This is a genomic window from Paenibacillus sp. TAB_01, assembly GCF_043945595.1.
Lineage (GTDB): Bacteria > Bacillota > Bacilli > Paenibacillales > NBRC-103111 > Paenibacillus_S.
In genome coordinates this window covers 810,019-836,549 of sequence record NZ_JBIFNP010000001.1, presented here as the reverse complement: position 1 = coordinate 836,549, position 26,531 = coordinate 810,019, and the positions used below count along the sequence as shown (strand labels likewise).

The 26,531-nt window shown below is 55.2% G+C and carries 28 protein-coding genes and 1 pseudogene; 3 read left to right on the top strand and 26 right to left on the bottom strand.

Annotated features, from left to right (window positions below):
* Window positions 1-12: 12 nt before the first annotated feature.
* The 17 genes from ACHHV8_RS04100 to ACHHV8_RS04020 form a co-directional block, all read right to left on the bottom strand.
* Window positions 13-822, bottom strand: coding sequence for an SGNH/GDSL hydrolase family protein (locus ACHHV8_RS04100; protein WP_395157007.1), 810 nt, complete (start codon window positions 820-822; stop codon window positions 13-15).
* Window positions 777-1,097, bottom strand: a complete 321-nt coding sequence (locus tag ACHHV8_RS04095; RefSeq protein ID WP_395157005.1) for a hypothetical protein — start codon at window positions 1,095-1,097, stop codon at window positions 777-779. Before ACHHV8_RS04095 ends, ACHHV8_RS04100 begins: the two co-directional genes overlap by 46 nt.
* A 519-nt stretch (window positions 1,098-1,616) precedes the next feature.
* Window positions 1,617-1,883 (bottom strand): hypothetical protein, encoded by a 267-nt coding sequence (locus tag ACHHV8_RS04090; protein ID WP_395157003.1) that lies wholly within the window; start codon window positions 1,881-1,883, stop codon window positions 1,617-1,619.
* Window positions 1,884-2,234: 351 nt separating this feature from the next.
* Window positions 2,235-2,621 (bottom strand): helix-turn-helix domain-containing protein, encoded by a 387-nt coding sequence (locus ACHHV8_RS04085; RefSeq protein ID WP_395157001.1) that lies wholly within the window; start codon window positions 2,619-2,621, stop codon window positions 2,235-2,237.
* Between the two features lie 14 nt (window positions 2,622-2,635).
* Window positions 2,636-3,052: a hypothetical protein gene (locus tag ACHHV8_RS04080; protein WP_395156999.1), complete on the bottom strand. Its 417-nt coding sequence runs from the start codon at window positions 3,050-3,052 to the stop codon at window positions 2,636-2,638.
* 329 nt (window positions 3,053-3,381) lie between these two features.
* Window positions 3,382-4,359: a Gfo/Idh/MocA family protein gene (locus tag ACHHV8_RS04075; RefSeq protein ID WP_395156997.1), complete on the bottom strand. Its 978-nt coding sequence runs from the start codon at window positions 4,357-4,359 to the stop codon at window positions 3,382-3,384.
* Window positions 4,360-4,412: 53 nt separating this feature from the next.
* Window positions 4,413-5,966, bottom strand: coding sequence for an extracellular solute-binding protein (locus tag ACHHV8_RS04070; protein WP_395156995.1), 1,554 nt, complete (start codon window positions 5,964-5,966; stop codon window positions 4,413-4,415).
* Window positions 5,967-6,056: 90 nt separating this feature from the next.
* Window positions 6,057-6,923, bottom strand: a complete 867-nt coding sequence (locus ACHHV8_RS04065) for a carbohydrate ABC transporter permease (RefSeq protein WP_395156993.1) — start codon at window positions 6,921-6,923, stop codon at window positions 6,057-6,059.
* A 168-nt stretch (window positions 6,924-7,091) separates the two neighbouring features.
* Window positions 7,092-8,057 carry an ABC transporter permease gene (locus tag ACHHV8_RS04060; protein WP_395156991.1) on the bottom strand — a complete coding sequence of 322 codons (966 nt, stop codon included), beginning with the start codon at window positions 8,055-8,057 and terminating at the stop codon, window positions 7,092-7,094.
* 13 nt (window positions 8,058-8,070) lie between these two features.
* Window positions 8,071-9,045, bottom strand: a complete 975-nt coding sequence (locus ACHHV8_RS04055) for an N-acetylglucosamine-6-phosphate deacetylase (protein WP_395156989.1) — start codon at window positions 9,043-9,045, stop codon at window positions 8,071-8,073.
* Window positions 9,046-9,049: 4 nt separating this feature from the next.
* Window positions 9,050-9,340: a hypothetical protein gene (locus tag ACHHV8_RS04050; RefSeq protein WP_395156987.1), complete on the bottom strand. Its 291-nt coding sequence runs from the start codon at window positions 9,338-9,340 to the stop codon at window positions 9,050-9,052.
* 5 nt (window positions 9,341-9,345) lie between these two features.
* Entirely contained in the window at window positions 9,346-10,143 is a 798-nt protein-coding gene (locus tag ACHHV8_RS04045) for a glucosamine-6-phosphate deaminase (protein ID WP_395156985.1), read from the bottom strand.
* A 118-nt stretch (window positions 10,144-10,261) separates the two neighbouring features.
* On the bottom strand, window positions 10,262-10,435 hold the full coding sequence (locus ACHHV8_RS04040; protein WP_395156983.1) for a hypothetical protein: 174 nt from the start codon (window positions 10,433-10,435) through the stop codon (window positions 10,262-10,264).
* Window positions 10,386-11,189 carry a sugar phosphate isomerase/epimerase family protein gene (locus tag ACHHV8_RS04035; protein WP_395156981.1) on the bottom strand — a complete coding sequence of 268 codons (804 nt, stop codon included), beginning with the start codon at window positions 11,187-11,189 and terminating at the stop codon, window positions 10,386-10,388. The genes ACHHV8_RS04040 and ACHHV8_RS04035 overlap by 50 nt, the downstream gene beginning before the upstream one ends.
* Window positions 11,186-12,091: a Gfo/Idh/MocA family protein gene (locus tag ACHHV8_RS04030; protein ID WP_395156979.1), complete on the bottom strand. Its 906-nt coding sequence runs from the start codon at window positions 12,089-12,091 to the stop codon at window positions 11,186-11,188. Before ACHHV8_RS04030 ends, ACHHV8_RS04035 begins: the two co-directional genes overlap by 4 nt.
* A 63-nt stretch (window positions 12,092-12,154) precedes the next feature.
* The gene (locus tag ACHHV8_RS04025; RefSeq protein ID WP_395156977.1) at window positions 12,155-12,355 is read right to left on the bottom strand and encodes a Gfo/Idh/MocA family oxidoreductase; all 201 of its coding nucleotides are present in this window, start codon (window positions 12,353-12,355) and stop codon (window positions 12,155-12,157) included.
* Window positions 12,261-13,184: a Gfo/Idh/MocA family protein gene (locus ACHHV8_RS04020; protein ID WP_395156975.1), complete on the bottom strand. Its 924-nt coding sequence runs from the start codon at window positions 13,182-13,184 to the stop codon at window positions 12,261-12,263. The genes ACHHV8_RS04025 and ACHHV8_RS04020 overlap by 95 nt, the downstream gene beginning before the upstream one ends.
* A gap of 548 nt (window positions 13,185-13,732) precedes the next feature.
* On the opposite strand from ACHHV8_RS04020, the gene ACHHV8_RS04015 reads away from it, so the two are divergent.
* Window positions 13,733-15,973, top strand: coding sequence for a helix-turn-helix domain-containing protein (locus ACHHV8_RS04015; protein WP_395156973.1), 2,241 nt, complete (start codon window positions 13,733-13,735; stop codon window positions 15,971-15,973).
* Window positions 15,974-16,246: 273 nt separating this feature from the next.
* Here ACHHV8_RS04015 and ACHHV8_RS04010 read toward each other — a convergent pair whose 3' ends face one another.
* The gene (locus tag ACHHV8_RS04010; protein ID WP_395156971.1) at window positions 16,247-17,059 is read right to left on the bottom strand and encodes a LamG-like jellyroll fold domain-containing protein; all 813 of its coding nucleotides are present in this window, start codon (window positions 17,057-17,059) and stop codon (window positions 16,247-16,249) included.
* A 277-nt stretch (window positions 17,060-17,336) separates the two neighbouring features.
* Window positions 17,337-18,749, bottom strand: a complete 1,413-nt coding sequence (locus tag ACHHV8_RS04005; RefSeq protein ID WP_395156969.1) for an extracellular solute-binding protein — start codon at window positions 18,747-18,749, stop codon at window positions 17,337-17,339.
* Between the two features lie 239 nt (window positions 18,750-18,988).
* Here ACHHV8_RS04005 and ACHHV8_RS04000 point away from each other — a divergent pair, with 239 nt between their 5' ends.
* Together ACHHV8_RS04000 and ACHHV8_RS03995 are read left to right on the top strand one after the other, a co-directional pair.
* Window positions 18,989-19,681 (top strand): metal-dependent hydrolase, encoded by a 693-nt coding sequence (locus tag ACHHV8_RS04000; protein ID WP_395156967.1) that lies wholly within the window; start codon window positions 18,989-18,991, stop codon window positions 19,679-19,681.
* Between the two features lie 50 nt (window positions 19,682-19,731).
* Entirely contained in the window at window positions 19,732-21,114 is a 1,383-nt protein-coding gene (locus ACHHV8_RS03995; RefSeq protein ID WP_395156965.1) for a dipeptidase, read from the top strand.
* A 440-nt stretch (window positions 21,115-21,554) separates the two neighbouring features.
* Here the strand turns inward: ACHHV8_RS03995 and ACHHV8_RS03990 are convergent, their stop codons facing one another.
* The 7 genes and pseudogenes from ACHHV8_RS03990 to ACHHV8_RS03960 form a co-directional block, all read right to left on the bottom strand.
* A complete protein-coding gene (locus ACHHV8_RS03990; protein WP_395163415.1) occupies window positions 21,555-22,241 on the bottom strand; it encodes an MFS transporter in 687 nt (228 codons plus the stop codon).
* 32 nt (window positions 22,242-22,273) lie between these two features.
* A complete protein-coding gene (locus ACHHV8_RS03985) occupies window positions 22,274-22,993 on the bottom strand; it encodes an MFS transporter (RefSeq protein WP_395156963.1) in 720 nt (239 codons plus the stop codon).
* A 122-nt stretch (window positions 22,994-23,115) separates the two neighbouring features.
* Entirely contained in the window at window positions 23,116-23,841 is a 726-nt protein-coding gene (locus ACHHV8_RS03980) for an amidase (protein ID WP_395156961.1), read from the bottom strand.
* 26 nt (window positions 23,842-23,867) lie between these two features.
* Window positions 23,868-24,425, bottom strand: a pseudogene (locus ACHHV8_RS03975) (amidase).
* An 86-nt stretch (window positions 24,426-24,511) separates the two neighbouring features.
* A complete protein-coding gene (locus tag ACHHV8_RS03970) occupies window positions 24,512-24,706 on the bottom strand; it encodes a hypothetical protein (RefSeq protein WP_395156959.1) in 195 nt (64 codons plus the stop codon).
* A gap of 177 nt (window positions 24,707-24,883) precedes the next feature.
* Window positions 24,884-25,510: a cysteine hydrolase family protein gene (locus ACHHV8_RS03965; protein WP_395156957.1), complete on the bottom strand. Its 627-nt coding sequence runs from the start codon at window positions 25,508-25,510 to the stop codon at window positions 24,884-24,886.
* Between the two features lie 21 nt (window positions 25,511-25,531).
* Window positions 25,532-26,524 carry an ABC transporter ATP-binding protein gene (locus ACHHV8_RS03960; protein WP_395156955.1) on the bottom strand — a complete coding sequence of 331 codons (993 nt, stop codon included), beginning with the start codon at window positions 26,522-26,524 and terminating at the stop codon, window positions 25,532-25,534.
* Window positions 26,525-26,531 lie beyond the last annotated feature (7 nt).

Below are 26,531 nucleotides of genomic sequence, written 5' to 3'. Positions count from 1 at the left end.
GTATAAATTTGCTTAAAGCTCCGGCTTCGCAGTCTCCCCGCTTCCCGTTCCGGCTGTAGCTGCGGTACGCAGCTTCTCCACCTCAGGCCGAAGCAGACGGGCCACCTGTTCTCCCATCAGCATGTGACCGTAATCGGACGGATGAATCAGATCGCTCGTCAAGGATACGAAGTCGGACATAATCTCCCGGCCGTCCAGCAGGTGCAGCTGCGCATGCCGCTTATTGGCGCAATACGACTCCAATACTTCATTGAACCGCTTCTCATCCTCCTGCAGCTTTGGAATGCTCGCATTAGCGTGGAAATACGACGCCCGGTTCGGGTACATCGTAGTCAGGAAGATCGGCTTCTCCGGCTGCAGCTCGATCATCCGGTCCAGCAGGTACGCCGAGCGCGCTTGGAATTGCTCCACTGTAAACACGCTGCGCATATTGACGCCGAGCTCCAGGTAGGCGATGTCCCAATCGTTTCGTCCGGCCAGATGGTCGGCAAGCTCCGGCTCGCAGTAGCAGGACCCGCTCAAGCCCAGGTTGAGCGCATCGATTTCGAGCCGCCTTGCCGCCTGCTGCACGTAGCAGTTGTAATTCGCCAGCGCCCCCGCTCCCTGCGTAATCGACGAGCCGTATGCGAGCAGGGTCAATCGGGGTATCTCCTCCGGATAAGGCGCCCTCACCGCGAAGCCGAAGCTCTCGATCCCATAAAAGACAGCGCTGTAGCGGTCGAAAAAGATCCGCCACACGTTGGAGCGGAACGCCCGGTTGTTCAGCCGCTCCGGGATTACATCATCGAAACGCTCGGGCGCATCGAGCTGCAGCGTCTGCACGACGCCCGGTTGAAGCGAATGGGACGAATGGAAGAAGTCCCCCGGAAGACGAACACCCTGCCGTTCGTTTCCTGTGAAGCCACCGTGACCCGTACATGCTTGGCGTCCGTGACAAAACGCAGCTCGCAGCCGTTCGACTGAACCGCCTTCCACCGGCCCTTCTCGGAAATATGATGGCGCACCTCCTTCGGAAACCGGTGCAGCGTCCAGCCCGGCAGCCCGTCGTTCGGCTCCAGCTCCGTTACGTTGTGAAAATAAATACCGTTATGCAGCATAAGTATGACCTCTCCGTTCGCCCATTTGTGACTTATATCTAACTCGTTTATAATCATATTCGATCAAAGAAAGCGTTGTCAATTAAATATTTCAAGTGATTGTGTGTCTAATATGAGTTATATGCTGGAATGGAACTGTGCAGTCTTATATACAATTTCAAAAAAAGAAAAACCGTCCGAAAATGAATTCGGACGGTCCTTTATTGTGCGCTCCCCTACGAAAGCGCGTTGGGAGGGAATGGATAGGGGGGCAGCCGCTCTTGAAATTGTGTTCTTTAATTAGACTAAGAGGTGTGAAAACGGTTTTCAAGCATGCCGAACATCATCATTAACTGGATAGCATCTTTTGTTTCTATTGTCTCCACATCCTTAACGGCCAGAAGGAGAGACCTGCCTATATTTGTTATAAGTATTGTATAACATAAATTTGATTTCACCAATGATTAAGAAAAATATTTTATATTTAAACCGAACGAAAAAAGCCTGATAGCCCACCAATTGGGAATGATCGCACTCTCCTTATACTTCAATTACCGGAGAGTTCATTCGATTGTAGAGCGTATCAATAGCACTCTGGACGCGTTTTAAGTCATCGGTGCCAATAGGATAAGAAGGGCTGCGTCTTCCAGCGATTTCACCATTGTATACCATCTGAACCTTCACTACTTGGTGAGCTTTATCTCCCCAGATTTCTTCACCGATCGATACCTTGTATTCTGTATTTTCCGGATGAGGTGAACTTGCTGGTACCATAATGTAAGTTTTAGGATAGAAAGTCTTAGCCATTGAACAGCCCCCTTAAATACCTTTAGTTAACTAAAGGTTCTTTTCGATATTTTTAGTTTATCCCATTGTCACTCTGCCGTCAATATAAATATTAGTCTGAAAAAAGAGAGGATTGGTAAATAACTTGCTTCCCCCTCATATTTCCGAAAAATCATGAACTTCTCACATTTGTGAGTATGTTAACCATAATAGTTGCTAAACTTATTAACAAACAAAAAAGCCCGAATTGCGTTTTCTTTTTCTAAATCGAATGTAAAAGTTCGAAAGAAACAGAAAATCGCATAACAGGGCCTTTTTTACTACAATTGCAGTTTCGATGGTTCGGTAAAGATTCCTAGGAGAGAGATATATTTAATGAGTAGCCCCCACCAGTTTCATTCGAGTCATTTTAACTCGCGAAGGAATGGCTTCTACGGCAGTTGCCACTGCTTCCTCGCGCTCTAACTCAGATTTAATCGCATCGGGAACGTGCAGTTTCAATGCCCCGACAATTTTATTGATCGTATTCATTTTAATTCCCTCAAACCCTGCCTCGACTTGAGAAATACGGGACTGCGTCGTGCCGGCCAAATCGGCCAATTGTTTTTGTGTCATACCGCGACTCAACCGTTCGGTTAAAATCCAGTTGCCTACTGTAACCGAAAAGCTGTCCAAATAATTTGCAGCTTCCGGATCTTTCCGAGCTTCCAGCAGCAATTCCTCAAACTCCTGCCCAGGCGCTTTTTTTGTTGGACTCATAACGATTCACTCTCCTATTCGGGTGTATTGATGTAATGGTGTGGGGCATTTAAGAAATCCGGCAGCAGCCTCTGAGCTTCATCTCGGATAGCAAGAAATCCCGGGTCATTTTTCGATTGCTTGACCACGGCCCGCATCATCACGAGATAGTTTTCACCCTCATGTAAGTGTTCGATGAATACGATTCTTGCCGCGCCGGCGCCGGGAACGTTAATCCGGAATTCGAGCAAAGGATGGAAGCCTGTAAGGTCTTTTACAAGTGTAATTTCATACGGACCGGCTCCATCCCCTTCGTCCGGTAAGGTAATGTCTACATTGATGATATCGGAAATCACAGCGGTTCTAAGATAGACAAGACCGCGCAAGACTAGTAAGTAAAGGCGTTTCCAAGCACGGCTTCGCGTTCCCTGAGCTCGTAAATAGTTTGTCAAAAATTCGCTAACCGGTTTTGTACCATCCTGGTTTGTGTAATTCAATCTTGTTCATAAATTATACCATGTACGGTATATTCAAACAACCCCGCAGCTTCCTTTCACTGAAAAATGGACATCCCCCTAACTATCCAATATCTGTTTCAATTTTGCAATAATGTTTAATAATAGAAATAGAATAGATGAATAAATTCTGCGAACAAAAAATTATTGATCCATAAGCCCCCAATAAAAAAAGCCTTAAATCACAAAGGATTTCTCCTTGTATGACTCCGGCTTCTAAGCTATAAAAATCCCTATTAGGTATATATACTGAGTTAAAGACAGACTTATATCCTTACCGTTTCGCCCGACCGGTCGGATGCGTACATTGCTTCCACGACCGCAACGATGCTGCGGGAGTACGCCATCGAGCATTCCGGCTCCCGCCCGCTGCGGATACAATCCAGCAGCTCGCGGAATTGCAGCACGAACGGCGGCTCGCCCGGCTCCACTTCCACTTGAGTGTAGGGGCCGCCCTGGCTGATCCAAAGGCTGTCCCCGGTCAGCAGCTTCAGCATGCCGTTCGTGAAGACCAGTTCCGTCTCGTTGCGCGGAGCGCCAGTATAGCCGGACTGCATCAGCGTGGCCGGTACGCCGGAAGCCGTTTCGAAGTAAGCCATTCCGGCTCCTTCCACGTCCCCCCGGTTCATCCGGCGGCTGACGGAAGCCTTCACCCTGGTGATCGGCGAGCCTGACAGCCACTGGATTTTATCAATCGTGTGGGAACCGAGATTCGTCAAAATACCGCCGCCCGCCTTCGCTTTTTCAAAAAACCAATCAGGCCGTTCCGGCTGATTATAATTCACATGGCGGGTGTCAGAAATCATAACGAGCTCCCCGAGCAGACCGCTCTCGACGATGGCCTGGGCTTTGAGGTTGGTTGCCATATAATGCTGGGTATGTCCCACCATTAGGACAACCCGGTTTCGCCTGACGGCGACGGCAATCTCGTCGCATTCTTCCCCATTCAGCGCCATCGGCTTCTCCAGCAGCACGTGACAGCCGTGCTCTGCGGCGAACACCGCCGCCTCCCGATGCAGCCAATGCGGCAGCGTAACAATCGCGATATCCGGCTTCTCCCGCACGATCATCTCCCGGTAGTCCGTATACGCTCGGATGCCGTGCAGCGAAGCAAGCTCCTCCGCCCGATTCTGCCGCAGCTCTGCGACGGCGACGGGCTGCAGCTCGTCCTTCATGCCGGCCATCGCTTCCAAATGACGGGCGGCGATGCCGCCGCCCCCTACCACCGCAACACGATAGCTCATGCGCCGATTCTCCTTTGCGCCGTTCTCTGAGAATAGACCGAGAACGGCTATGCTTATTTTTGCGACGCCTTCAAGGAGCGCTCGTAAGCCGCCTTATATACGCCGACGATCTTGTCGGTACCGAGCTTTTTCATATCCTCCACGTATTTCGGCCATTCATCCAGACTGCGGGTGCCCATAATAAATTTGGATAAGTTCTCGTCGCGCTTCTTGTTGATCGCATCTCCGACAGTAGACAGCATCTCTGTCTCTTCGGCGGTAAAGGACGGACGCGGCTGCATCTGGCTGTCGTACTTCGGCGCTTCCGCATAGGCGAGCTTAAGCTCCGGCGAAGCCAGGGACAAATGCGAGTCGTAATCGAACCAGATATACGTCCCGTCGGTGGAAAGTCCGGTTTTCTTACGCAGATCGGCTACATCCGCATACGGCTCGATGAACTGCTTCTTGCCGTTCTCCGTCTTGAAGGTGGTTCCTTCCTTCCCCCAGCTGGCCAGCGTTCTGCCTTCCTCACTGTAGAAGAAATCGATATATTTCATGACATCCTTGATCTTCTTCGACGTGGAGGCCACCATAAGGCCGGATTCCAAAAACTGCGTATACGCATTTAAGCGCGGAGCGCCGTCCCAGCCTGCGGGCGTAGCCATGAATGCGAGGTTGTAGCTTGGATTCGCTTGACGCAAAGCCGTATTGAAAAAGTCGATCCGTCCGATATAATCGACCGAGACAAAGGAGCGTTCCGTCGACATCAGATCCTGCCACTGCTTCGTGTCCACCGTCAGGAAATCGGGCGGAATGAGTCCCTCTTTATAAAATTTGTTCAAATACACGATCATTTTCTTGAAATTGTCCTCTGTCGGACCGTAGCGCCATTCCTTTTTATCGAAATCGTAGTAATAATCCCATCCGGTTTGGAAGGCGGGCGCGAAATTGCGCAGGTACAAAATCGCCGAATCCGTCCCGGCGCGCCAGGAGAACGGATAGCTGCTCGGATAGGCTTCTTTGATTTTTTTCAAGGCGGCATACAGCTCATCCCATGTCTGCGGCTGGCTGAGACCGAGCTTTTTGAATATGTCCTCGCGGTACAGCCAGTGCATCCGGTTCGTTTCGCCGATCCCCTGGTTCGGAAAAATATACATTTTGCCGTCCGAAGCAAGTGCATTTTGCGTTTCCGCCGGATACTGGGCCATCCACTTCTTGAAGTTCGGCATATCGTTGGCATAGTCCAGGATGTTGACCAGCGCTCCCTGCTGTCCGTATTTGTCGGCGAGCTTCTTATCCGGCGTGTACATCAGATCCGGCATATTGCCGGAGGCAATCGTCATGCTGAGCGCGTCCGCGACGCTTCCCGAAGGAATCTGCACGTCCAGCGTTACGCCCGTTTTCTCCTGCAGCAGCTTCCAAACCAATGCGTCCTTGCTGTAAGGCCAGCTCGGGTGGGAGTTGTCGAGAAAGGTAAAGGTCTGCGGCTTCAGCGAGCCCGAATCGATCGTCCCCCCGCTCTCCCCTGCCGTATTGCCGCCCGAAGCGGGAGGCGCCGTTTGGGTACAGCCGGCCAGGGCGGTTACGGACAGGCTCCCGGCCAATAATAGCGACATGCTTTTTTTCATGACGATCGACTCCTCTTTATCATAGTATAAGCGCCCGCCGGCACACTTGCGGCCCGCGGAACGTCCTGCATGCAAGCCTTCCATCTCCTTCTATCCTTTGACGGAACCGATCATAACGCCTTGAACGAAATACTTTTGCAGGAACGGATACACCAGTAAAATCGGCAGCGTGGATACAAGAATCGTAGCATATTTCAGCGTATCGTCGACGACCAGATTGTCTCCGCCCACACTCGACACATTGGATGAAATGACCTGACCCTGAAGCACGATGTTGCGCAGCACGACCTGCAGCGGGAACAGCGACTGATCGCGCAAGTACAGCAGCGCCGAGTAAAAATTGTTCCACATCCCTACGGCGTAGAACAAGCCGATTGTGGCCAGCACAGCTTTGGAAAGCGGTAGCACCAGCCGGAAAAAGATGCCGATATCGTTCAGGCCGTCCAGCTTGCCGGATTCCTCCAGCTCCTTCGGCATGGCCGAAAAGAATGTCCGCATGACGATCAGATTCCAAGTGCTGATAGCGGTCGGCAGCACCATACCCCATAGGGTATCAATTAAGCCAATCGATTTCACCACGAGGAAGGTCGGGATCATGCCCCCGCTGAAAAACATCGTGAAGACGATCATCATCGTAAATGTTTTGTGCATCGGCAGCTCTTTCTTCGAAATCGCGAATGCGCCCATGGCTGTAATGATCAGTGAAATGACCGTGCCGACGACCGTATACAAAATCGTGTTGACATAAGCGCTTGAAATCCGCGGATCCTCCAGCACGATTTTGTATACCTTCAAATTCCAGCCTTTGGGCCACAGCGTAATCTCGTTCTTCAGCACATAGACGGCGTCGCTGAAGGAGACGGCGATCATGTACAGAAACGGGTACAGCGTCACGACGACGACGCCCAGCAGCACGAGTATAATCGCCAGGTCTACCGTACTGAATTTTGCTTTCATGGCGGCGGAACCTCCTTCTCCTTGGAGTTTTACGCTGCGAGACCAGCGTCATTAGCAGAAATATTTTCAAAAAGATCGGGCTTGCGTTGTGTATGCGGAAAACTCATCACCGCTGCGAGCGTTCTCCCCCACCGCTTACAGTATTCTACAGTATGCCGCAAACATCGCTTACCACAAGCTGGTCTCGCCCACCTTGCGGCCGATCCAGTTCGCGGAATAAATGAAGATCAGGCTGACGACGCCTGTAAACAGATCAATCGCCGTCGCGTAGCTGTAATTGCCCTGCCCGATCCCCGTCCGGTATACGTAGGTGCTGATAATATCCGCCGTCTCGTACACGGCCGGATTGTACATCAGGAACACCTTCTCGAAGCCGATATCGAGCACGTGGCCCACGTTAAGGATAAGCAGAATAACGATGGCGGAAGCGATGCCGGGCAGTGTTACGTGGATTACCCGCTGCCACCGGTTCGCCCCGTCGATGCCGGCAGCTTCATACAGCTGCGGATCGATCGACGTCAGCGCCGCCAAATAAATAATCGTCTCCCAGCCAACATGCTGCCATATTTCGGATACGACATAGACCGAGCGGAACAGCTCCGGCATCGCCATAAAATTAATCGCGTTAAACCCGAGCGCCTGCAGCAGGTGATTGACGATTCCGCTTGAAGGAGACAAGAACATCAGCACCATACTGGCCGTCACGACGTTGGAAATAAAATGCGGGAGGTAGCTGACCGTTTGCACGAAACGCTTGAATACGGCATGCCTCAGCTCATTTAACAGCAAGGCTAAAATAATCGGCGCCGGGAAGCCGAACACCAGCTTATAACCCCCCAGCATAATCGTATTGCGCAGCAGCTTGAAGAAATCCGGGTTTTGAAAAAACATCATATAATACTTGAGGCCGACCCATTCGCTGGCCCAAATGCCTTTGAACAAGTTGTAGTTTTTGAAGGAGATGACCAGTCCGAACATCGGCGCATATTTGAACACCACATAAAAAACGAATGTCGGCAAAAACAACAGGAGCAAATATTTGCCCTTGCTCCACTGCCGCCAGCGGGACCGCTCCGTTTTCCTCAGCCCTGTCGGGACGGCTGCCTCCGTTGAAGCCGTGATTGAATTGTCCATAAGCATCTCCCCGCTATGTTGTGTTATAGATACACGCTCCGGCTTTGTATGCCGACCGGATGCCGAGCGACCGGCCGTCCCAATCGGCGAGCAGCAGATCCGCCGGAGCTCCGGCGGCCAGCCCCTGCCGTACCGGCAGCCCAAGCTTGGCCGCCGGGCGGATGGACGCCATGTCCCAGGCGTCCGCCAGGCTGCACAGCCCGCGCTTCGCCAGGTGCGCGATGCCCCACGGCAGCATTTGCGCCGAGCCGGCCAGCAGCTTCGGGTTGTCGGCGAGATGCAGCCGGCCTTCCGGCGACAGCACCACCCGTCCGCCGACATGCGTCTCGTAGGCGCCAGGCGGCATACCGGCCAGCATGACCGCGTCGCTGACGAGCAGCGCCCGCTCTCCCTTGACCTTCATCGCCACCTTCAGCACGGCATCCGGCAGATGAAAGCCGTCCGCGATCAGGCAGGTCCACAGCTCATCGGCTGCCAGCTGCTCCCACAAATAATTCGGATGGCGGGGCAGCAGCGAGTGGGCTCCGTTGCCAAAATGCGTGGACATCGTCGCCCCGGCGGCTGCCGCTTCGCGGATTTGCTCCGCTGAAGCGGACGTATGTCCGATAGAAACCACGACGCCGGACTCGGCGCAGCGCCGGATAAATTCGGGCGCCTGCGGCCATTCGGGCGACAAGGTTACAATCCGGATGCCGCCCCCGGCCGCCTCCTGCCAGCTCTGGAACAGCGCCCAGTCCGGCGCCTGGATATAGCGCGCATCGTGGGCGCCCCGGGCCCCGTCCTCCGGCGAGAGGAACGGCCCCTCCAGATGGATGCCCGCGATGCACTGCGCAGCCAGCGGATCGGCTGCGCGAGCTTCGGCCACGGCGCGGCAGGCCGATTGAATCGCTTGCCCGCTGTTCGTAATGATCGTCGGAAAAAAGGTCGTTACGCCTTCTTCCGCCGCCAGCCGGACGGCCTCCGTGACCGTATTGTCCGCGAGCGGCACTGTATTAAAGTCGCGGCCGCGATAACCGTTCAGCTGCAGATCGACGAAGCCCGGGCCGATGAGCGGCAGGCTCGCGGAAGCCTTGCGGGAATCTTCCGTGTGCCGGGCCTGCTCCTCGGTTCCTTCCGGCAGGCAGCGGCTCTACACTTACAATCCGGCCCTGGCTGCAGGATACGCGTACCGGCAAGCCCGTCCGGTAATGAATTCCCTCCAGCTGTACGGTCGGAGCCTCCGCCGTTGAAAGCAGTTCAGGCTCCGTTTTTGCCGATGGTACTTGTTCTTTCGCTGTACTCATTCCGCTTATTCCTCTCTCAAGCGCCAAGCGCCGTCGTAAGAATCCTGATCCACATACAGCGTGCAGTGGGGATGCGTGCGCAGTACGGAAGCGGGACAGGCCGTTGTAATCGGCCCGGCAAGGGTCCGCGTCACCGCCTCCCGCTTCGTCGGCCCCGGCACCATGCAGTACAGCCGCGCTCCGGAGAGCAGCGCCGGAATCGTCAAAGTGAGCGCCTGCTCAGGCACCGAGCCGAAATCCGGGAAGCAGCCGTCATTCACCTGCTGCTGCCGGCACGCATCGTCCAGGACCACAGCTTTTACCCATACCGGATCTTGAAAGTCGGCAACCGGCGGGTCGTTAAAGGCAATGTGCCCGTTCTCGCCGATCCCCAGGCAGACAATATCGATCGGAGCCTCGCGCAGCAGCTGTTCGTAGCGTTCGCACTCCGCCTCAACTCCACCGTCCGTCCGGATATAGTGCATCTCTCCGGGATGAACCCGGTCGAACAGCTTTTCCTTCAAAAACCTGCCGAACCGCTGCGGCGCCTCCTCGGGCAGCCCCAGGTAATCGTCCATATGAAAGGCTGTAATGCGGGACCAGTCAATCCCCTCCGCCTGGATCAGCGAAGCCAGAAATTCGTTCTGCGACGGGGCCGCGGCGAAGATCATTCTCACCCGCTCCTGACGCCCCAGCAGCTCCCGTATCCGTTCTGCGGCATGGCCGGCAGCAGCAGCTCCGAGCGCCTCCCGGCTCGGAAACACTTCGACTAGAAGCGAATCGACCTGAAATTGGAGCCCGCCTGTGTTGGCGTTCGTATGCATTGTCTTCTCCCCCTATCTTATGAGCTAAACAGACGTTAGCGGTTCATTGAATCGACAGTTAACTTGTGACGCGCGGGCCTTTTAATTGATTGATTCATTGGTTCGTTGACTCAGTAATTCATTGCTCTAATGAATCGCCGATTCGTGGACCCAGCTCGGCTTCCTCCATCCCCAGCTCCCGCAGCAGCTGCAGCAGATGCTCCGTGCAGTGGGCAGAGGCTTCCTGGCCCCCTTCGGAAAAATCATTCCCGGCCGGCCGCTTCAGCTGCTCTTCGGTCAGCTGCGACTTCATCCGGTAATGCGTCTCGATAATGAGAAAGCCATTGTAGCCTTCGCCGGTCCAGCCGGCGGAGAAGTCCGCGGTAGTCCACTTCCCCGGTGCCCACAGCCACAGCCTCAATCCCGTCCGGCGTCCGGACCGCATCCTTCAGGTGCACATGGCATAATCGTTCACGGATGGCCTCATAGCCTGCCGGATAAGGGACTTCGCCGTCAGGATCCCATATATTATTTCCCGGGTCATATAATGCCTGTATCCAGGGAGAGTCGACAGCCTCCAGCACGGCTGCCGTCTTCGCGGCGTTGCTCGCATACGTGCTCGGATCGTATTCCAGCGCCAGAACGATACCCGACCGCTCCAGCAGCGGAATGAGCTTCCTCAAGTGTTCCGCAATCGCAGGAACCGCATCGGCAAAAGGAAGCTCCGGCGACGCCCAGAAGGTGAAGCCGCGAAGGAGCGGGGCTCCAAGCTTCACGGCAATGTCCGCCAGCCGCTCCGCCATAGCCAAGTGCTCTTCGATCTGCTCCGGCGCGTTCAGCTCGCATTTGAACAGCGGCCCGGCGATACCCGAGACAGCCAAGCCATGCTCCGATGCCAAGCGGCCGATGGCGTCAATCTCTTCATCGCTCAGCTGATGTATTCCTTTCCCGTTCACCGAACGCAGCTCGATGGCGTCGAGTCCGTACCGTCCGGCGAAGCTGACGGCTTCGTCCATCCGCTGGGACACCTCATCGGTTATAATTCCGAGCCGAAAACGCCGCTTCACAGCTTCACGCTCCTTCCGGAAGCGCGGCTTTCATTAGCCGCTTCGATAAAGCGGATAATTTCCAGCGTTTCCTCCGGCTCGATCCCGGGCTTGCCGGAATCGAACATCGCCATAATTTGCTCCAGCAGGCTGGCATAATACGGCTTGGCATATGCGGCAACATCGATGTAAGCCGTGCCTTCCGCACGATGAACCGCCCCGCCGAACCGCTTATTACCCTTGCGATTGCCGCGGACGGCTCCGAGGCGGTCATCCTCCCACTCTCCTACCGCGATATCGTGGCTGCCGTTGCTGACAGCCTGCACCTGCACGCATCCGCGTCCCAAGGCGCGGTAAATCATATCGACGGTGTGGATCCCGTACCAGAACAGACCCGGCTGCGTTTCCTGCAGCTCCATCGGCCCGAACGCATCGGCCCCGATGATGTCGCCCAGCTCCGTCTGAGCGAGCGCTTGCGTCAGCCCTTCGGCATAGCGCAGCGCGGAGCAGCTCATGAACGTGACCTGATGCTTCGCCGCCAGCTCAAGAATGGCCCTCGCGTCCGCATAGCTGACCGCAAACGGCTTATCGACGAAGACCGGCTTGCCGTAAGCGGCGATTCGGCGAAACTGTTCCAGATGGACGCGTCCGTCCACCGATTCGAGCAGCAGCACGTCGCTGCGCTCGGCTACCGCCTCGGGCGAGTCGACGATCTCCACCCCGTACTGCTCCCGCAGCTCTTTCGTATAGCCGCCGACCCGCGAGCTGCTCAGTGTAAAATCGGCCGAGCCGCCGGGATAAGCCGCCGCGACGGTTCCTCCGGGGACATGAAATTCGTTGGAGGGGTCGTTTAATAATTTGGTGAAGGCCGATACATGGGACGTATCCAGCCCGATCATGCCGATGCTCCATTGTCGGGACATACCGTTTTCACTCCTGTTATCAAAATAGTTTCTGTTTAATGATGAACACGGGGCGTATACTTTTTAAGCCAGTTGAATCTCCCGGCCCGATCTGGACGACTCGTAAATCGCCAGAATGAGATCGACCGATTTCTTCGCTTCTTCTCCCGTCACCAAGGGATCGCGGTCTTCATGAATGGCTTCGACGAAATCCTCCAGCAGGACGAAATGGCCGTCGCTGGCGATTTTTGACGGATCGCTGCTGGAATTGACTCTGCCCTCCACCTGAGGGATCGGCTCGTCGCTTCCAAGAAATGGACCACTGCTTGATGCCGCTGTCCGCGAATAAAATGGAACCTTTCTCCCCATGCAGGGCAAAGCTCGTTTCGAGACCGGGATACACGGAGGTCGTCCCCTGAATTACCCCAAACGCCCCGCTCTTATACTTCAGTACGGCTACGGCCGTATCTTCCACCTCAATATCTCTGGCGAGCGCCGCGGAGTAGGCAAATACCGACTGTACATCGCCCATCAGCCACTGGATGACGTCAATACCGTGAACCCCCTGATTCATGAGCGCACCGCCTCCGTCCAGTTCCCAGGTCCCGCGCCAGCCGGCGCTGCGGTAATATTCCGGGCTCCGGTAATATTTAAGGTATGCGTCTCCAAGCAGCGGCTTGCCTAGCTTTCCCGCTTCAACGGCCTTCTTGACGGCAAGCGAGGCCGGCATGACTCTCCGCTGAAAGACACAGCCCAGCTTCACTCTGTTCTGCCGGCATACGTCGATCATGCGCTGCATTTTTTCGGAAGTAATCTCAAGCGGCTTCTCACAAAAGACGTGCTTGCCGGCCTGCGCCGCAGCGATGACGACCTCCCCGTGAAGACCGCTCGGCGTGCATACGCAGATACAGTCGATATCGTCCCGCTTCAGCATCTCCTCATAATCGGTATAGACGGATGGAATCCCGTAGGTTTCGGCGAACTGGCGTCCGACCTCCGGCTGATTATCGGCGACGGCGACAAGCTCTCCTCCCGCCAGATGAGATAACGCCTTGGCATGGAAGTGTGCGATAACGCCTGCGCCTACGATCGCGAATTTTAATGGTTGCGGCATGTGAACGAGCCTCCTTCATTGGTTAAGCAAATTTTGGACGATGACTGCGGCTAAATTCTAAACCTGAACTTCTAAACCTAAACTTCTAAACCTGACTTTAAAACCTGACTTTAAAACCTTTGGAGTAAACCCAGCCGTTTGTGCGCTGGGAGGAAAGGGTATGGGGTTCCAGCCGTTGTTGAAGTCGTGTTCCATTAATTAGATGAGGCGGGTGGAACACGACTTCAAAGACGGCCCGTAAACTTTTCACCCCATACCCTTTCCTCCTCCTGATCTCCTTTTGTGCGCTCACTTCTACCAAGCTCAAGCTGCCAAGCTCCCCAAGCGAACTTCCCCTGCAGGCTTCCCATGTGTCGATCTTATATGCAAAAGGCTGCGCGAGCCTACTGTTCCGTCTTGGGATCCTTGCCCGTTCTTCACAAATCATTAAAATTAATAAGAACCACAAAAAATACAAAGTCTCATTCGACAGCAGCCTTATTTCTTTCTAAAATCAGCCATGCTATAATAGCCACACCATTTCCTAATGAAGGAAGGCAGGGGATAGCATGCGCGTGCTCAGAGCCCGATTCAGCGGTTCTTTGTTATACCGTCTACTCGCCAGCTTCGTCGTCGTTATTTTGCTGCTCGTATCCTTTAATCTGCTTACCTACACCTTCTTTCTAAGCAACATCCGCCAGGAAATCACCAAGAACAGCAGCCTGAGCCTCAATACGACCGCCATGAATTATGAGAAGCACATCGCCCTCATCAAGAGCCTGCTGATCAGCCTCTATTCCAACAACCGGACAGAGCTGCTCAAGAACAGCAAGAGCGACTGGGACTACTACATCGCAAGTCAAGTGCAGAAGGATCTGCAGAATACGCTCAAAAATACGCAGCTGTACCTCAATAACGTAATTTACTATTATCCCAATATGGATTATGTCATCGATAAAGACGGGGGACGTCCTGTCGATACGATGTTCAACAATTTTCTCCAAGCCGATCCGTATACAACCGATTTTTGGAGGAATGAGCTTCTGAACGCCCCTGCTTTTCATGTCTATCCCGCCTCCGAGTTTAAGGAGCAGACCAGCTTCTCATCACACAGCCTGGGCACGCTCAATCCCATCATGTTCAAAAGCGCGCTGAATCCCGGCTTCGCGATCATCGCGTTTCTTGACAGTACCCGCATGTACGACTCGTTCAGCCAAGTGGCGCCGGACCGGGGTTTTTATATTCTCGATGAGACGGAGCGGCCTATTTTTTCGTTATCCAGCCATGCGCTCGGGAAGGAAATTATCAACCGCTTCGATACTTCTTCGGGCTATTATTTGCGGGGAACGGATTACTACTTTTATCAAAAAAGCGCCGACACCGGGCTTACTTACGTCCTTACCGTCCCTTTCGCCGCCATTTCCGATCAAATCACGCGGCTGAATCTCATTATGATCGTTCTGTTCGCCATCTCCATCATCATCAGTATTGCCGTATCGGTTTTCTTCGCCGTCCGGTTCTACAATCCATTGACCGCGATTGTCCGTTCTCTCCAGCAGGTCAATCCGGGCCAGGCCCCGGCACACGGCCAGATCGCCGAGTTCAATTTCATCAGCGACAAGCTGCATGATCTGTTCAAAACGAATGAAGACATTCATAAAGATTTGCACGCCAAAAACTCCCTGCTTCAGCAGTTTGCCTATTTAAGCAAGGTCAAAATGATACATACCAATATTAAAGACGCCAAAATACCGATCGACACGGATAAGCCGTACCGTCTGCTGCAGTTTCATCTGATGTTCAAAGAGCGTCATCTCCAAGAGCTGGAGCTCGATTCCAATATGGCTTCCTACTATATAAAAGAGTTTATTCACTCCGTCTTCATGCAGCGCTTTCCCGATTCGGTCACGTTCCAGATTGAGAACGACCAGATTTTGACGCTGCTGTTTACCGATGCACAGACGCAGGTCCTCTCGGACATGCTGGATAAAATTCATCATTTTCTGGCTCCGGATGCCAATTATTACGACGTCACGATTGCCGTCAGTCCGCTCCAAACCGATTCGCTTGCCTTTAACCTTGCTTTCGAGCACACAGCCGGCCTCATGAAACGAAGAAGACTGGGGGAAGGCGTCCAGGTCGTCGACGGGAATACTCCGCTGGCCACCAAGCCGATCTGGTTCCAGCATGCCAAGGTCAAGGATTTCACCGCTAATCTGGAGACGGGCAATGAAGCCGTCACCATCCCTCTCGTCATGAGACTGCTGGAGCATGCCTGCAAACAGCAGGCTTCCTACTCGCAGATGGTTGAGTTGTCTCAAGAAATCGAGAACCTGATTATTAAAACGATGGTCGCCATGAACATCCCGCTGCCCGGACGCGCCTCGGAGGAAACGTTGAAGGATTGCCGGACGCTGGAGCAGTTTCAGCATTATTTTCAAAATCTGCTGACGCAGTGCGGAGCTGCCGTAAAGCAAAAGAAAGCAAATACCGATTATATTACAAGCTTTGTGATGAATTATGTGGAGGATCATTTCGGCGGGGATGTATCGCTGGAGCTGCTTGCAGAGAAGCTGAACATTACGAGCACTTATTTGTCCAGTTATTTCAAAGAAAAGAATGATACGAATTTCAGCGATTATGTCAATAACGTCAGGATGAATAAAGCGATGGAGCTGCTGAACCGGACCGATCTGAAGGTTCAGGACATCGCAGGACTGGTCGGCTACTATACCGTCGCTTCCTTCAACCGCATGTTCAAAAAGCATACCGGCATGACGCCGAGCGAGTACCGCCGTTCGGTCAGCTAGCCTGATACGCGCCGGGATGGGGGTGCATCGGGCTGCCCCTTTTTAGGGCGAAGGCAACGGCAGAGGGCACGGCGCAAGCAAGCACGACCGATTCCATCTCACCCGGGATATGCGCCGCAGCGCATCCTTAGTCATCCTGCAGCTCCTTTCAGGCCGCAGGCAACGGCAGTCCCACGGCAAAACATACCGCAGTCCCGCTGTATTATGCTATGCACAGCGGGACTGCGGTTTTTAACGCTGCACAAGAAAGACCGTCCGCATCAGCCGCAGAGGCTAAGGCGTGGAGGTCATCTGCGTATAGTGCGCGGCAAGCTGGGCGGGCGTCAGCTCGTAGTCGTATACCGCCACTTTGCCGACCGCTCCCTCAAAAAACGAAGCAAGGTCGCGCGTGCCGACCCGCATCGGGGCCGTCCCGTTGCCCGGAACGATGCTGTAGCCGGACAGGCTGTCCTGATCCCGCAGCACGCCGTTTTTATACAGCTTCGTATAGCCTGTAGGGTAGGCAGAGCTCGTATCCACCGTGTTGATAACCAAAGTGTAATGAATCCATTCTCCGGCCGTCACCGCGTCCTGGAAGTAGGAGCCTGCGCCGAGACCTCCGCTTAAGTTAAATGAGTAGCCGCTGATCCGGTTCGGGCGGTTCTCCGTATTCGTCAGGCTGTACATTCTCGCCACCCAGGAATGCTGTCCGGAGGTTCCCTTGCCCATCCAGTGCACGTAGCCGCTGCTTTCCGAATGCGTAAACTGCAGCACATCCGGACGCATCCAGGCTTCCACCGTCAAAATCCCCGTCCGCGTCACCTCCAAATAATCGTCATCCGGTATGGTGAAGTACTGATCGACGCCATTGAATTTTATGGCCCCTTCGCCATTAGGCAGCGTGGCTGACGCCGGGCTTCCGGTGAACGTCCCGTTCATGCTGTGACCGGACTGGTCTGCCGTTACCCCCGAAGCGATCGGCCAATACCCGACCGGATGATCCGCCAGCACCTCGTCATCATAATCGGATGAAGCGAACGCGCTGTCCGCAGGACTGATCAAGGCAAGTAGCAGCATACATGTTCCAATCGTTTTCCTGAATCTCATACAACCTTCCCTCCAGGTCATTGAATTAAGGCAGCCCCTGGAACCAGGCCCCCAAAGCCAAAGTGTGAAGACAAGCAGCGAAGCGGATGCCAGTTACTTAGCAGGGAACCTTCGTTACCGATCAGCCCCGCAGCATTTCCTGCACATCAAAAAGGCCGCCTTAGGCCTATCGTAGCCTCAAGACAGCCTCCTGGAAATAAACAAAGGTTTGACTCATTCGCACATTTCAGGCTTTTCATAAACAGAGCAAGAAACCAAAGATCGGACTATTGACAATTTATTCCTTTATCTTCGCCTCTTCTGTCGCCGTTGGATTCAAGAGAGATTCCAGCTGCACCCGCAGCGACTCTCCGTCCTGCAGCCCTGACAGGAACAGCATAATATCCCTCTGAATGCTCTTGAGCCGGACATTCGTCAAGCCAAGCTCGGTAATCAGACGCAGCGTCGGGAATATTTCCCGGTATAAATAAAACCGCGACGGCCGGTAAATCGCCTCATCCCCGTTGTAGGCCATCGCCCGGCGATGAGCGGTAATGTTCAGCGTGTGACGCCGGAGGTACAGCTGCGTTTCATAGGACGTCAAGAAGTCCACCAGCAGCCTTGCCGCACCCTTGTTGGCGGATTTGCTGTTCACCGCCAGGCCGTTTACAATCAGCAGCGTGCTCGAATCGTGCAGCCCGGGCAAGGGTGATACGTCGAAGGCGATTCCCGATGCCCGAAGCTGGTTTAAGAAAAAGTAGGTCGTCATGATGACCGATACTTTTCCTTTCAGGAACAGCGCTTCCGCATCCGCATCGCTCTCCGATAAAATGCGGGGAAAGACGTCCGTCATACCGAGCACTTCCTTGCACGTCTCCAGGCTCTCTACCAGCCGGGTTCCATGGGGCAGCCGGAACCGGCCCTCCGCATCCGCCTCGAACCTGGCGCCGCTTTGCAGCATAAAGATCGGCCAGCGGTTGCGCGAAGGCAAATAAAAGTAAAAGCCGAAGCGCTCGTTCTTCACCGCAAGCCGCCGCCCGCAGGCGAACAAATCGCGCCAGGTCCAGCTGCTGTCCGGCACCGGAACGCCCGCCTCATCAAAATGGTCCTTGTTGTAGCACAAAACAACGGGAGAATAAATGAACGGCTGAACCAGGATGTCCTCTCCCCGCTGAAACGGCTTGGTCAAGAAAGGGTAGCAGTCCTCCATTGGCTCAACCCGCTCCAGCAAATCGAGGGAGCCCTGCTCTGCAAAATCCTGAAAATTGTTATTGTTCATAATTACGGCATCCAGCAGCCCGGAATCCATATATTCCTTCAGCGTCTGCGAATAGCTCGAGGACGGCAGTTCCACCGGCTGGACGCGAATCTGCGGGTGGAGCCGATGAAATTCGGCCAGCAGCCGTTCCATCTCCACCAGATCGGCGATATCGTGCACATAGCCGAATTTAATGACCGTTTCCCGACCCGGCGGCGGGCTCGTCACCCGGTTGCCGACACGGGCTATTTTCTCAATGAGCCCTTCGTCTACCAGCACTTTGAGCGCATTGCGCACCGAAGCGTTGCTCAGCTCGAAGCGCTCCTCCAAATCGTTTTCGGAAGGCAGGTAGCTGCCTACGGCATATTTGCCCGACATGATTTCCTGACGAAGCGTGACGATCATTTCATCTATACGGAGCCGGAAATGCTTGCGGCTGATTCTTTTTTTCATGCGTATCCCACCATCCGGTTTTGTTGCCTGCTGGGCAGCAGCTAACCGCCCGCTAACCTCGCCGGGCCTTGCCCGGCCGCATTCCGCAGGACGTAAAAAATGACTCCCTTTCATGATACTGAAAAGCCCGTAGGTCTACAAGCCGAAGCACTTGAGATAACAGAAGTTTGAATGATTCTCTCGTTGTCCATTATAATGAAAGATATGGTAATCCAACAAACAAACCATGAGGTGATTGGATGTTAAAGATCGAGTATCACGGGCACTCTTGTGTCCAGCTGTCCGATGGCGAGCATTCGCTGATTATTGATCCGTTTCTCTCGGATAACCCGGTCGCGACAGCCGACCCCGACGCCATTCGCGTACAGCATGTCCTGCTGACGCATGCGCATGCCGACCATATTCAGAACGCGGCGCAGATTGCCAAAGCCAATGACGCGACGCTGGTGGCTATTCACGAGCTTGCTACTTACATGAGCTGGCAGGGCGTCAAAGCTCAGGATATGAACATCGGCGGACGCTTGTCGCTGGGCTATGCCGAGGTACAGATGGTTCAGGCGTTTCACAGCTCCGCCATCGTGAACCATGAGACCAAAGAGATCATTTACGGCGGCATGCCTGCCGGATTCATCATCCGCTGGAACGGTCATACGATCCTCCATGCAGGGGATACGAACCTGTTCCTCGACATGAAGCTGATCGGCGAACGGAATGCGATCGACTTGGCCTTCCTGCCTATCGGCGACTTGTTCACGATGGGACCGGAGGATGCGGCTACCGCTGCCGAATGGCTGAAGGCGAAGCAGGTCGTGCCTGTGCATTATAACACCTTCGAGCTGATCAAGCAGGACGGCGCCGCCTTTATCGAGCTGTTGAAGTCGCGCGGCATCGAGGGCAGGGCTCTGCATCCAGGCGAGCATTTGGAATTGTAAGCGGCACTTGTCCGTTAACGGCAGTTTAATTCGAAGGGAGTCGTTCGTGTATGGAATCTTCATTAACCGCGTACCTGGCAGAGCATCGCGACCGCCATTTGGCCGAGCTGATTGAATTCGTCCGCATACCGAGCATTAGCGCCAGCACGGAGCATAAGCCGGATATGACCAGAGCGGCGGAATGGCTGGCGGACAGCCTGCGTAAAGCCGGGCTGGAAAATGTACAGGTGCTCGCTACCACAGGGCATCCGGTCGTCTATGGGGATTGGCTTCACGCCCCGGGCCAGCCGACCGCTATGATCTACGGGCACTATGACGTGCAGCCCGCCGATCCGCTGGAGCAGTGGACGACAGCGCCGTTCGAGCCGGTCATCCGCGACGGCAAGCTGTATGGCCGCGGAGCGACGGACGACAAGGCGCAGCTGTACACCCATGTGAAGACGGTCGAGGCATTCCTGAACACCGTCGGCAAGCTGCCGGTCAACGTGAAGTTCTGCATTGAAGGCGAGGAGGAAATCGCAAGCCCCAGCCTGCCCGCTTTTCTCGAGACGCATGCGCAGCTGCTGAAGGCCGACGCCATCGTCATCTCGGACGGCCCTATGCACGACGAAGGCGTTCCTTCCATCTGCTACGGCCTTCGGGGCCTGTGCGGCTTCCAGATCGACCTGCAGGGCGCCAAGAACGACCTGCACTCCGGGCTGTTCGGCGGCGGCGTAGCCAACCCGGCCATCGCGCTGGTGCAGCTGCTGGCCTCTATGCGCAACGAGGAAGGTCACATCACGATCGAAGGCTTTTACGATGGCGTGAACGAGCTGAGCGATACCGAGCGCGAAGCATTCCGCGCGCTGCAGTTCGACGATGCGAAGACGGCGAACGAGCTGGCAGTGCCCGAGCTGACCGGCGAGGAAGGCTTCTCGTTCCTGGAGAGAACTACGGCGCGGCCTACGCTGGAGATTAACGGCATCTACGGCGGGTATCAAGGCGAAGGCCTGAAGCCGATCGTGCCGTCTACCGCGGGCGCCAAAATTTCATGCCGTCTGGTCGATCAGCAGAACCCGGACAACATCATGAGACGGATCGAGGCCCATATCGAGAAGCATAAGCCTGCGGGCGTCACCGTTAAGGTGCAGCAGACGCATCGCGGCAAGCCGTTCTATATCTCCCCCGAGCACCCGTATATTCAGGCTGCGGCCAGAGCGTACGAAGCGGGCTTCGGCGCCGCCCCGGTTTATATCCGCAGCGGCGGTTCGATTCCGATCGTCGAGGTGTTCTCCCGGGTGCTGGGCGCTCCCGTTGTGATGATGGACTTCGGGCTGCCGAGCGAAAATATGCATGCGCCGAACGAGCACTTCCATCTTGAAAATTTTGACCGTGGCATCGCGACGCTGTGCCGCTACTGGCAGGAGCTGCAGCAGGTCTCAAGCCAAGCCTAAGGGCGAGGCTTCCGGCTCTCTGCATGGGGGGCGAGGTCAAAAGCCCGGATAGGCGCGGCCTGACGCTGTGTTGAACTCGCTTCACGCTTCCCGCGAAAGCCGCATGCGTCCGGCGCAAAATCAAATGACTGATAACAGCAAGAGCCTCCCGCCGCAAAGTATTGCGAACGGGAGGCTCTTGCTTCATTAAAACGGTCTTACTGCTCAGCCAACATCGACAACCTGCCGCGCCTTTAGAATACCCATTAGCATCTACCAGCACCTGCCCAACCGAAAGCCGTCAATCAGCCATGCCTAAGAGCAGCTTATACAATCGACAGCGGAAATCAGCTTGCTCTCATCACTGCCATACATACAACCATCAACCATCAATAAGCCGCGCCTCTGCACGTCCCTACTCAACAGCTGTCATTGCCGGACCTTCGTCCCGCCTCCGTCTGTCAGCCAGCCGGCGGCACCGCCCGCAGGGCTCTTCGCTTGCCCATCAGCCGCAGCGCAATGGGCAGAATACACAAGGCCAGCGCGCCGAGGCCTATAAACATTTGCTGAACGGCCAGAATTCCGGCCGCTTCGGCAGGCATCTGCAGCTGGTACAGGCTGCGCCTTTCTTCAAAGAACATGGAGAGCAGCACGATGGTGACCGCTCCGGAAATTTGCCCGACGATTTGAAGGATCGACATCGCCCGGGATACTTGGGACACCGGCAGAGCGTTCAAACCCGCCGTCATCACAGGCGTATGGATGGGCCCTAGCCCGAAGCCGCGTATCGAGAGCAGCACGATGAGCGCGGCCAGGCCGGTCTTTCCCGCCGTCCAGCCCAGCACCAGCGAGAAACAGGCCGCCAGCAGCAAGCCGAACGGCAAAATGAGCTGCGCTCCATGGCGGTCCACAATCCGGCCGCCTACCGTCATCGCGATCCCCATCATCAGCGCCTGAGGGAGCAGGATCAGCCCGGTCGTCATCGCGCTGTATTGCAGCACCTCCTGCATCAGCAGCGGGATGAGCAGAACGCCGGCGAACATGCTGGAAGCCGTAATGGCGGATAAGACGGCGCTGACCGTGAATGCCGGAAAACTAAAAATACTCAGGTCAATCAGCGGTTTCTCGGCGCGCAGCTCGTTCCAGATAAAAAAAACCAGGCCGCCGACGCCTGCGCAGATCAGCGGGAGGGTGCTGTCCCTCCCAAGCCTTGGGGCAGCCGATTCATGCCCAGCATGAGGCAGGTCATGCCGACAGCTATACCGGCAAACCCCAGCCGGTCGAAAGGTACCCGGACCCGCAGGCGCCGCCCTTTTAGACAAAATAAAGTAGCAGTAAGGCAAATAACGCCGGTCGGAATATTGAGCAGAAACAGCGTGTGCCAGGAGCTGACCTGCAAAACCATCCCTCCGAGCGTGGGCCCGACCGCAGGCGCCGCCATCGAGGCAATGCCGGAGATGCCTGTCGCCAGGCCGCGTTCTCGTTCAGGAAAATTATGGAAAATAATGGTGATTCCAAGCGGCATTACCAACCCTGCGCCCAGCCCCTGCACGATCCGAAAGCCGACGATCGAATGAAAGCTCCAGGCCATTGCGCCAAAGGCGGAGCCTGCCAGAAACAGCAGCATGCCGGCTATATAGGCTGTTTTTTGCCCCAGCACATCGGACAAATAGCCGCTGATCGTCATCATGATCATCATAGGCAGCATAAAGCCCGTAATGACCCACTGCGCCTCCGAAGCCCCGATATGAAACAGCTTCATAAAGGACGGGATGGAAACATTCAGCATGCTGTTGTTCAAAATCACGGTAAAGGAGCCTAATAACACACAGGTTAACACGGACCACTTGTTGGCCGCAGACTGCAGCGGACCGGCAGACGGCACAGCTTCTTCTCCCACATCCTCACCTCCCGTTGTCTAAACGCCCGGTAAAGACAGCGGGTAAGGGCATCAATTCCCTGTTCCCCCTATCCCCGAACCTGGGCAAGAAAAAGGGAAGCTGCGCTCCCCTTTTCCCCCTCTTAAGCTACCCATTCCGCTTCATTCGGCACTTGTTTAAACAATGACGCGAACTGCTCGTAGCAGTGTCCGATAGTCAACAGCTCTCCTTCGCTGAACGGACGGCCCATCAGCTGCAGTCCTATCGGCAGGCCTTCGGAGGTAAAGCCGCAAGGAATCGAGAGCGCAGGAAGTCCCAGGAAGTTCGCTGTGGATGTCATGCTTTGCAGCGCGAAGGTGTTCTCCTTTTCAAACTGCTGAATTTTTTTGGCGGCCGTCGGAGTTGTCGGCGTGACGAGCGCATCAACCTTTTGAAAGATGCCCTGGAACTGCTCACGCATCTGCGTTCTCAACCGCTGTGCGCCTATGTATGCCTCTGCGGTAAAATATTGGCCCAGCTCGAAGGACAGCCGCAGCCGTGGACCGTAGCCTTCCGGCTGATCTTCCAGCTGATGATGATGGAAGGCGTAAGCTTCCGTGTTCAGAATGATCCGGTGCGCGCTCAGCAGCGCTTCCATGGATTCGATCTCGACGGGGATGATCTCCGCCCCCAGCCCTTCAAGCTCCTGTACCGCCCGCCGGACCGCGGCCTCGACCTCAGGGGCGAGGTTATCGTAGAAGTACGTTGTCGGGATGCCGATTCTTTTGCCTTGCAGCGACTCGACCTTCATGAACGAAGTCGATGAAGCGGTCGAGCCTTGATAAGAGCTGTCGTCCAGCTCATCGTAGCCCGCCATCGCCGCCAGCATCAGGGCGGCATCCTCGCACGTCCGGGTCAGCGGACCGAGATCTGGTCCAGCGTCCAGGAGAGCGGCGAGACGCCGTACCGGCTGACCAGGCCGTACGTCGGCTTCAAGCCGACGACGCCGCAGTAGCTGGCCGGATTGCGGATCGAGCCGCCGGTGTCGGTGCCGATGGACGACAGCACGAGCGACGCCTGCACGGACGAGCCGGAGCCCGAGCTGGAGCCGCCGGGAATCGACTCCAGATCCCAAGGATTGCGGGTTCACCCGTAATACGGATGGGGCGCCCGGAAAGCATACTCGTTCAAGTGGGCTTTGCCCATGACGACCGTTCCTGCATCGAGCAGCTTTTGCGTAACCGTAGCATGGGCTGTCGGAACATAGTCCGGTGCAATTCTTGAACCGTTCGTCATCGGGTACCCGGCATAAGCGATAATGTCCTTTAAAGAGATCGGAATGCCGTGCAGCGGGCTTCGGTAACGGCCGGACAAGATTTCCTGCTCGGCCTGTCTGGCCTGCTGCTCGGCGGCATCCGCCATGACGGTAATGAACGTATTGAGCTTGGGCTCGAACTTGTCGATCCGGTCCATGAAATACCGGAACAATTCTACGGGCGAAAGCTGCTTGCTCTCGATCGCCCTGGACGCTTCGGCAATGGTCTGTACAGGGAAATTACTCATAGGGAGGACGCCTCCGGATTGAAGGTAGGAGCCGGCTCCAATTGCAGGGGGAACGTCCGGGACAGCTTCAGCAGGCCTCCCATCATGTTTTGCAAGTCGTTGGCATATTGAGGCAGGCAGGCTTCCAGCTCGGGATATAGCTTTCTTCCATTTATTTCAACGGTCATGCTTTTTAAAGTTGTCGTTTCCATACGGATCACTTATCCTCTCTCAATTTCGTAAAATGGGTGTTGCATGAATCGATATCGATTTCCCGATCTGATGCATGATGCCGAGGCTATCGAGATTTTTCGAGACTGTACGACCTCCGGTTTAAACCATCGGAATTGAGCTTTGCCTTGCATCGCAGTATCAGATTGACCTGCGGCTTACACCGGCAGCACCGAGCTTGACCAATACTTGACGATATCCGTGGCGTTCATCGTCAGCCCAAAGCAGGCTTCGATATTGTCGAAGGTGGCGTTATGTAGCGCCTGGTTGTAGCCTGCGGAAGCATCCCGCACGACGGTCACATGATAATCCAGCATAAAACCGTCCCGGGCCGTCGACTCCACGCATACATTCGTCGCTACACCGGTGATGACCAGCGATTTCCGGTTCAGATTGCCGAGAATCATGTCCAGCTGCGTGCCGATAAATGCGCTGTAGCGGTGCTTCTCAACAATAATATCTCCCGGCAGCGGCGTCAGCTTATAGAACTCGGCTCCCCAGCTGCCCTTGCGGCATATGGCCAGCGGGTCGGTATGGCCGTTCGGCCGGGGGCGCTTGGCCCATGCCTCGGACACCGTATGCTCCTCCATCGTCATTTGAACAAAAACAATCGGAATACTCTGCTTTCTCGCTTCCCCGATCAAAGCTTCGATGCGGGGAACAATCGCCTGAGCTCCGGCAACATCCCTGCCCATCCGGGCGCAAGCCCCGTCCTCGTGGCAAAAGTCGTTCTGCACATCAACAATAATCAGCGCTGTTTCCTCCGGATTTAGATGCTGTTTCATAGTTATCAGCCTCCCGTTTTTTTATGAAACCACTCTTGCTTCATGACCTGTTTCATACAGGAAGCAGGCTACCTCATGCCCCGGGCCTACCTTGACCGGCTCCGGGACCTGATGCGCGCAGCGTTCCTCGGCAAAATTGCAGCGTGTGCGGAAGCGGCAGCCCGATGGGGGATTGAGCGGGCTCGGCAGCTCCCCTTTGATCGGCGTATGCTTATTTAAGGTGGTGACCCCTACCTCCATCGAGGGGGCGGAGTTCAATAATGCCTGCGTGTAAGGATGATACGGGCTGGAATACAGCCTGTCGGCCGGACCTTTCTCCACCACGGTTCCCAAATACATGACCATCACTTCGTCGCTCATATATTCGACGACGTTCAAATCATGGGAAATAAACAGCAGGGATAAGGAGAACTCCTTCTTCAAATCCTGGAACAGGTTCAGCACCTGCGCCTGTACCGATTTGTCCAGCGCGGAGACAGCTTCGTCAGCGATCAGAATCGGCGGCTCCAGAATCAGCGCTCTGGCGATGGCAACCCGCTGTCTCTGCCCTCCGCTCAAGCTGTGGGGGTAGCGGCCCGCATAAGAGCTCGGCAAGCCGACGGCTTCCAGGTAGTAATGGGCCCGCTTCCTGGCCTCCTGCTTCGACTGCCCGTTGACCCACAGATTGAAGGCAACGTTGTCCAGAATCGTCATCTTGGGATTCAGCGACGAGTACGGGTTCTGAAACACCATCTGCATGCTCTGCCGGATCTGCTGCAGCTCAGAATCCTTCAGCTCCAGGATGTTATTGCCCCGGAACCGGACCTCGCCTGCATCCGGCTCGATCAGCCGCAGCAGCAGCCGGGCCAGAGTCGATTTGCCGCAGCCCGATTCGCCGACAATACCGAGCGTCCCCTGCTCCTGCAGGGCGAAGGAAACCTCCTTCACGGCGGAAACGGCTCCCTTGGCTTTACCCCAGCCGCTCTTGACCGGAAACGACTTGCTTATCGAAGAAACTTCCAGGATGGCGTCCATGCCGCTT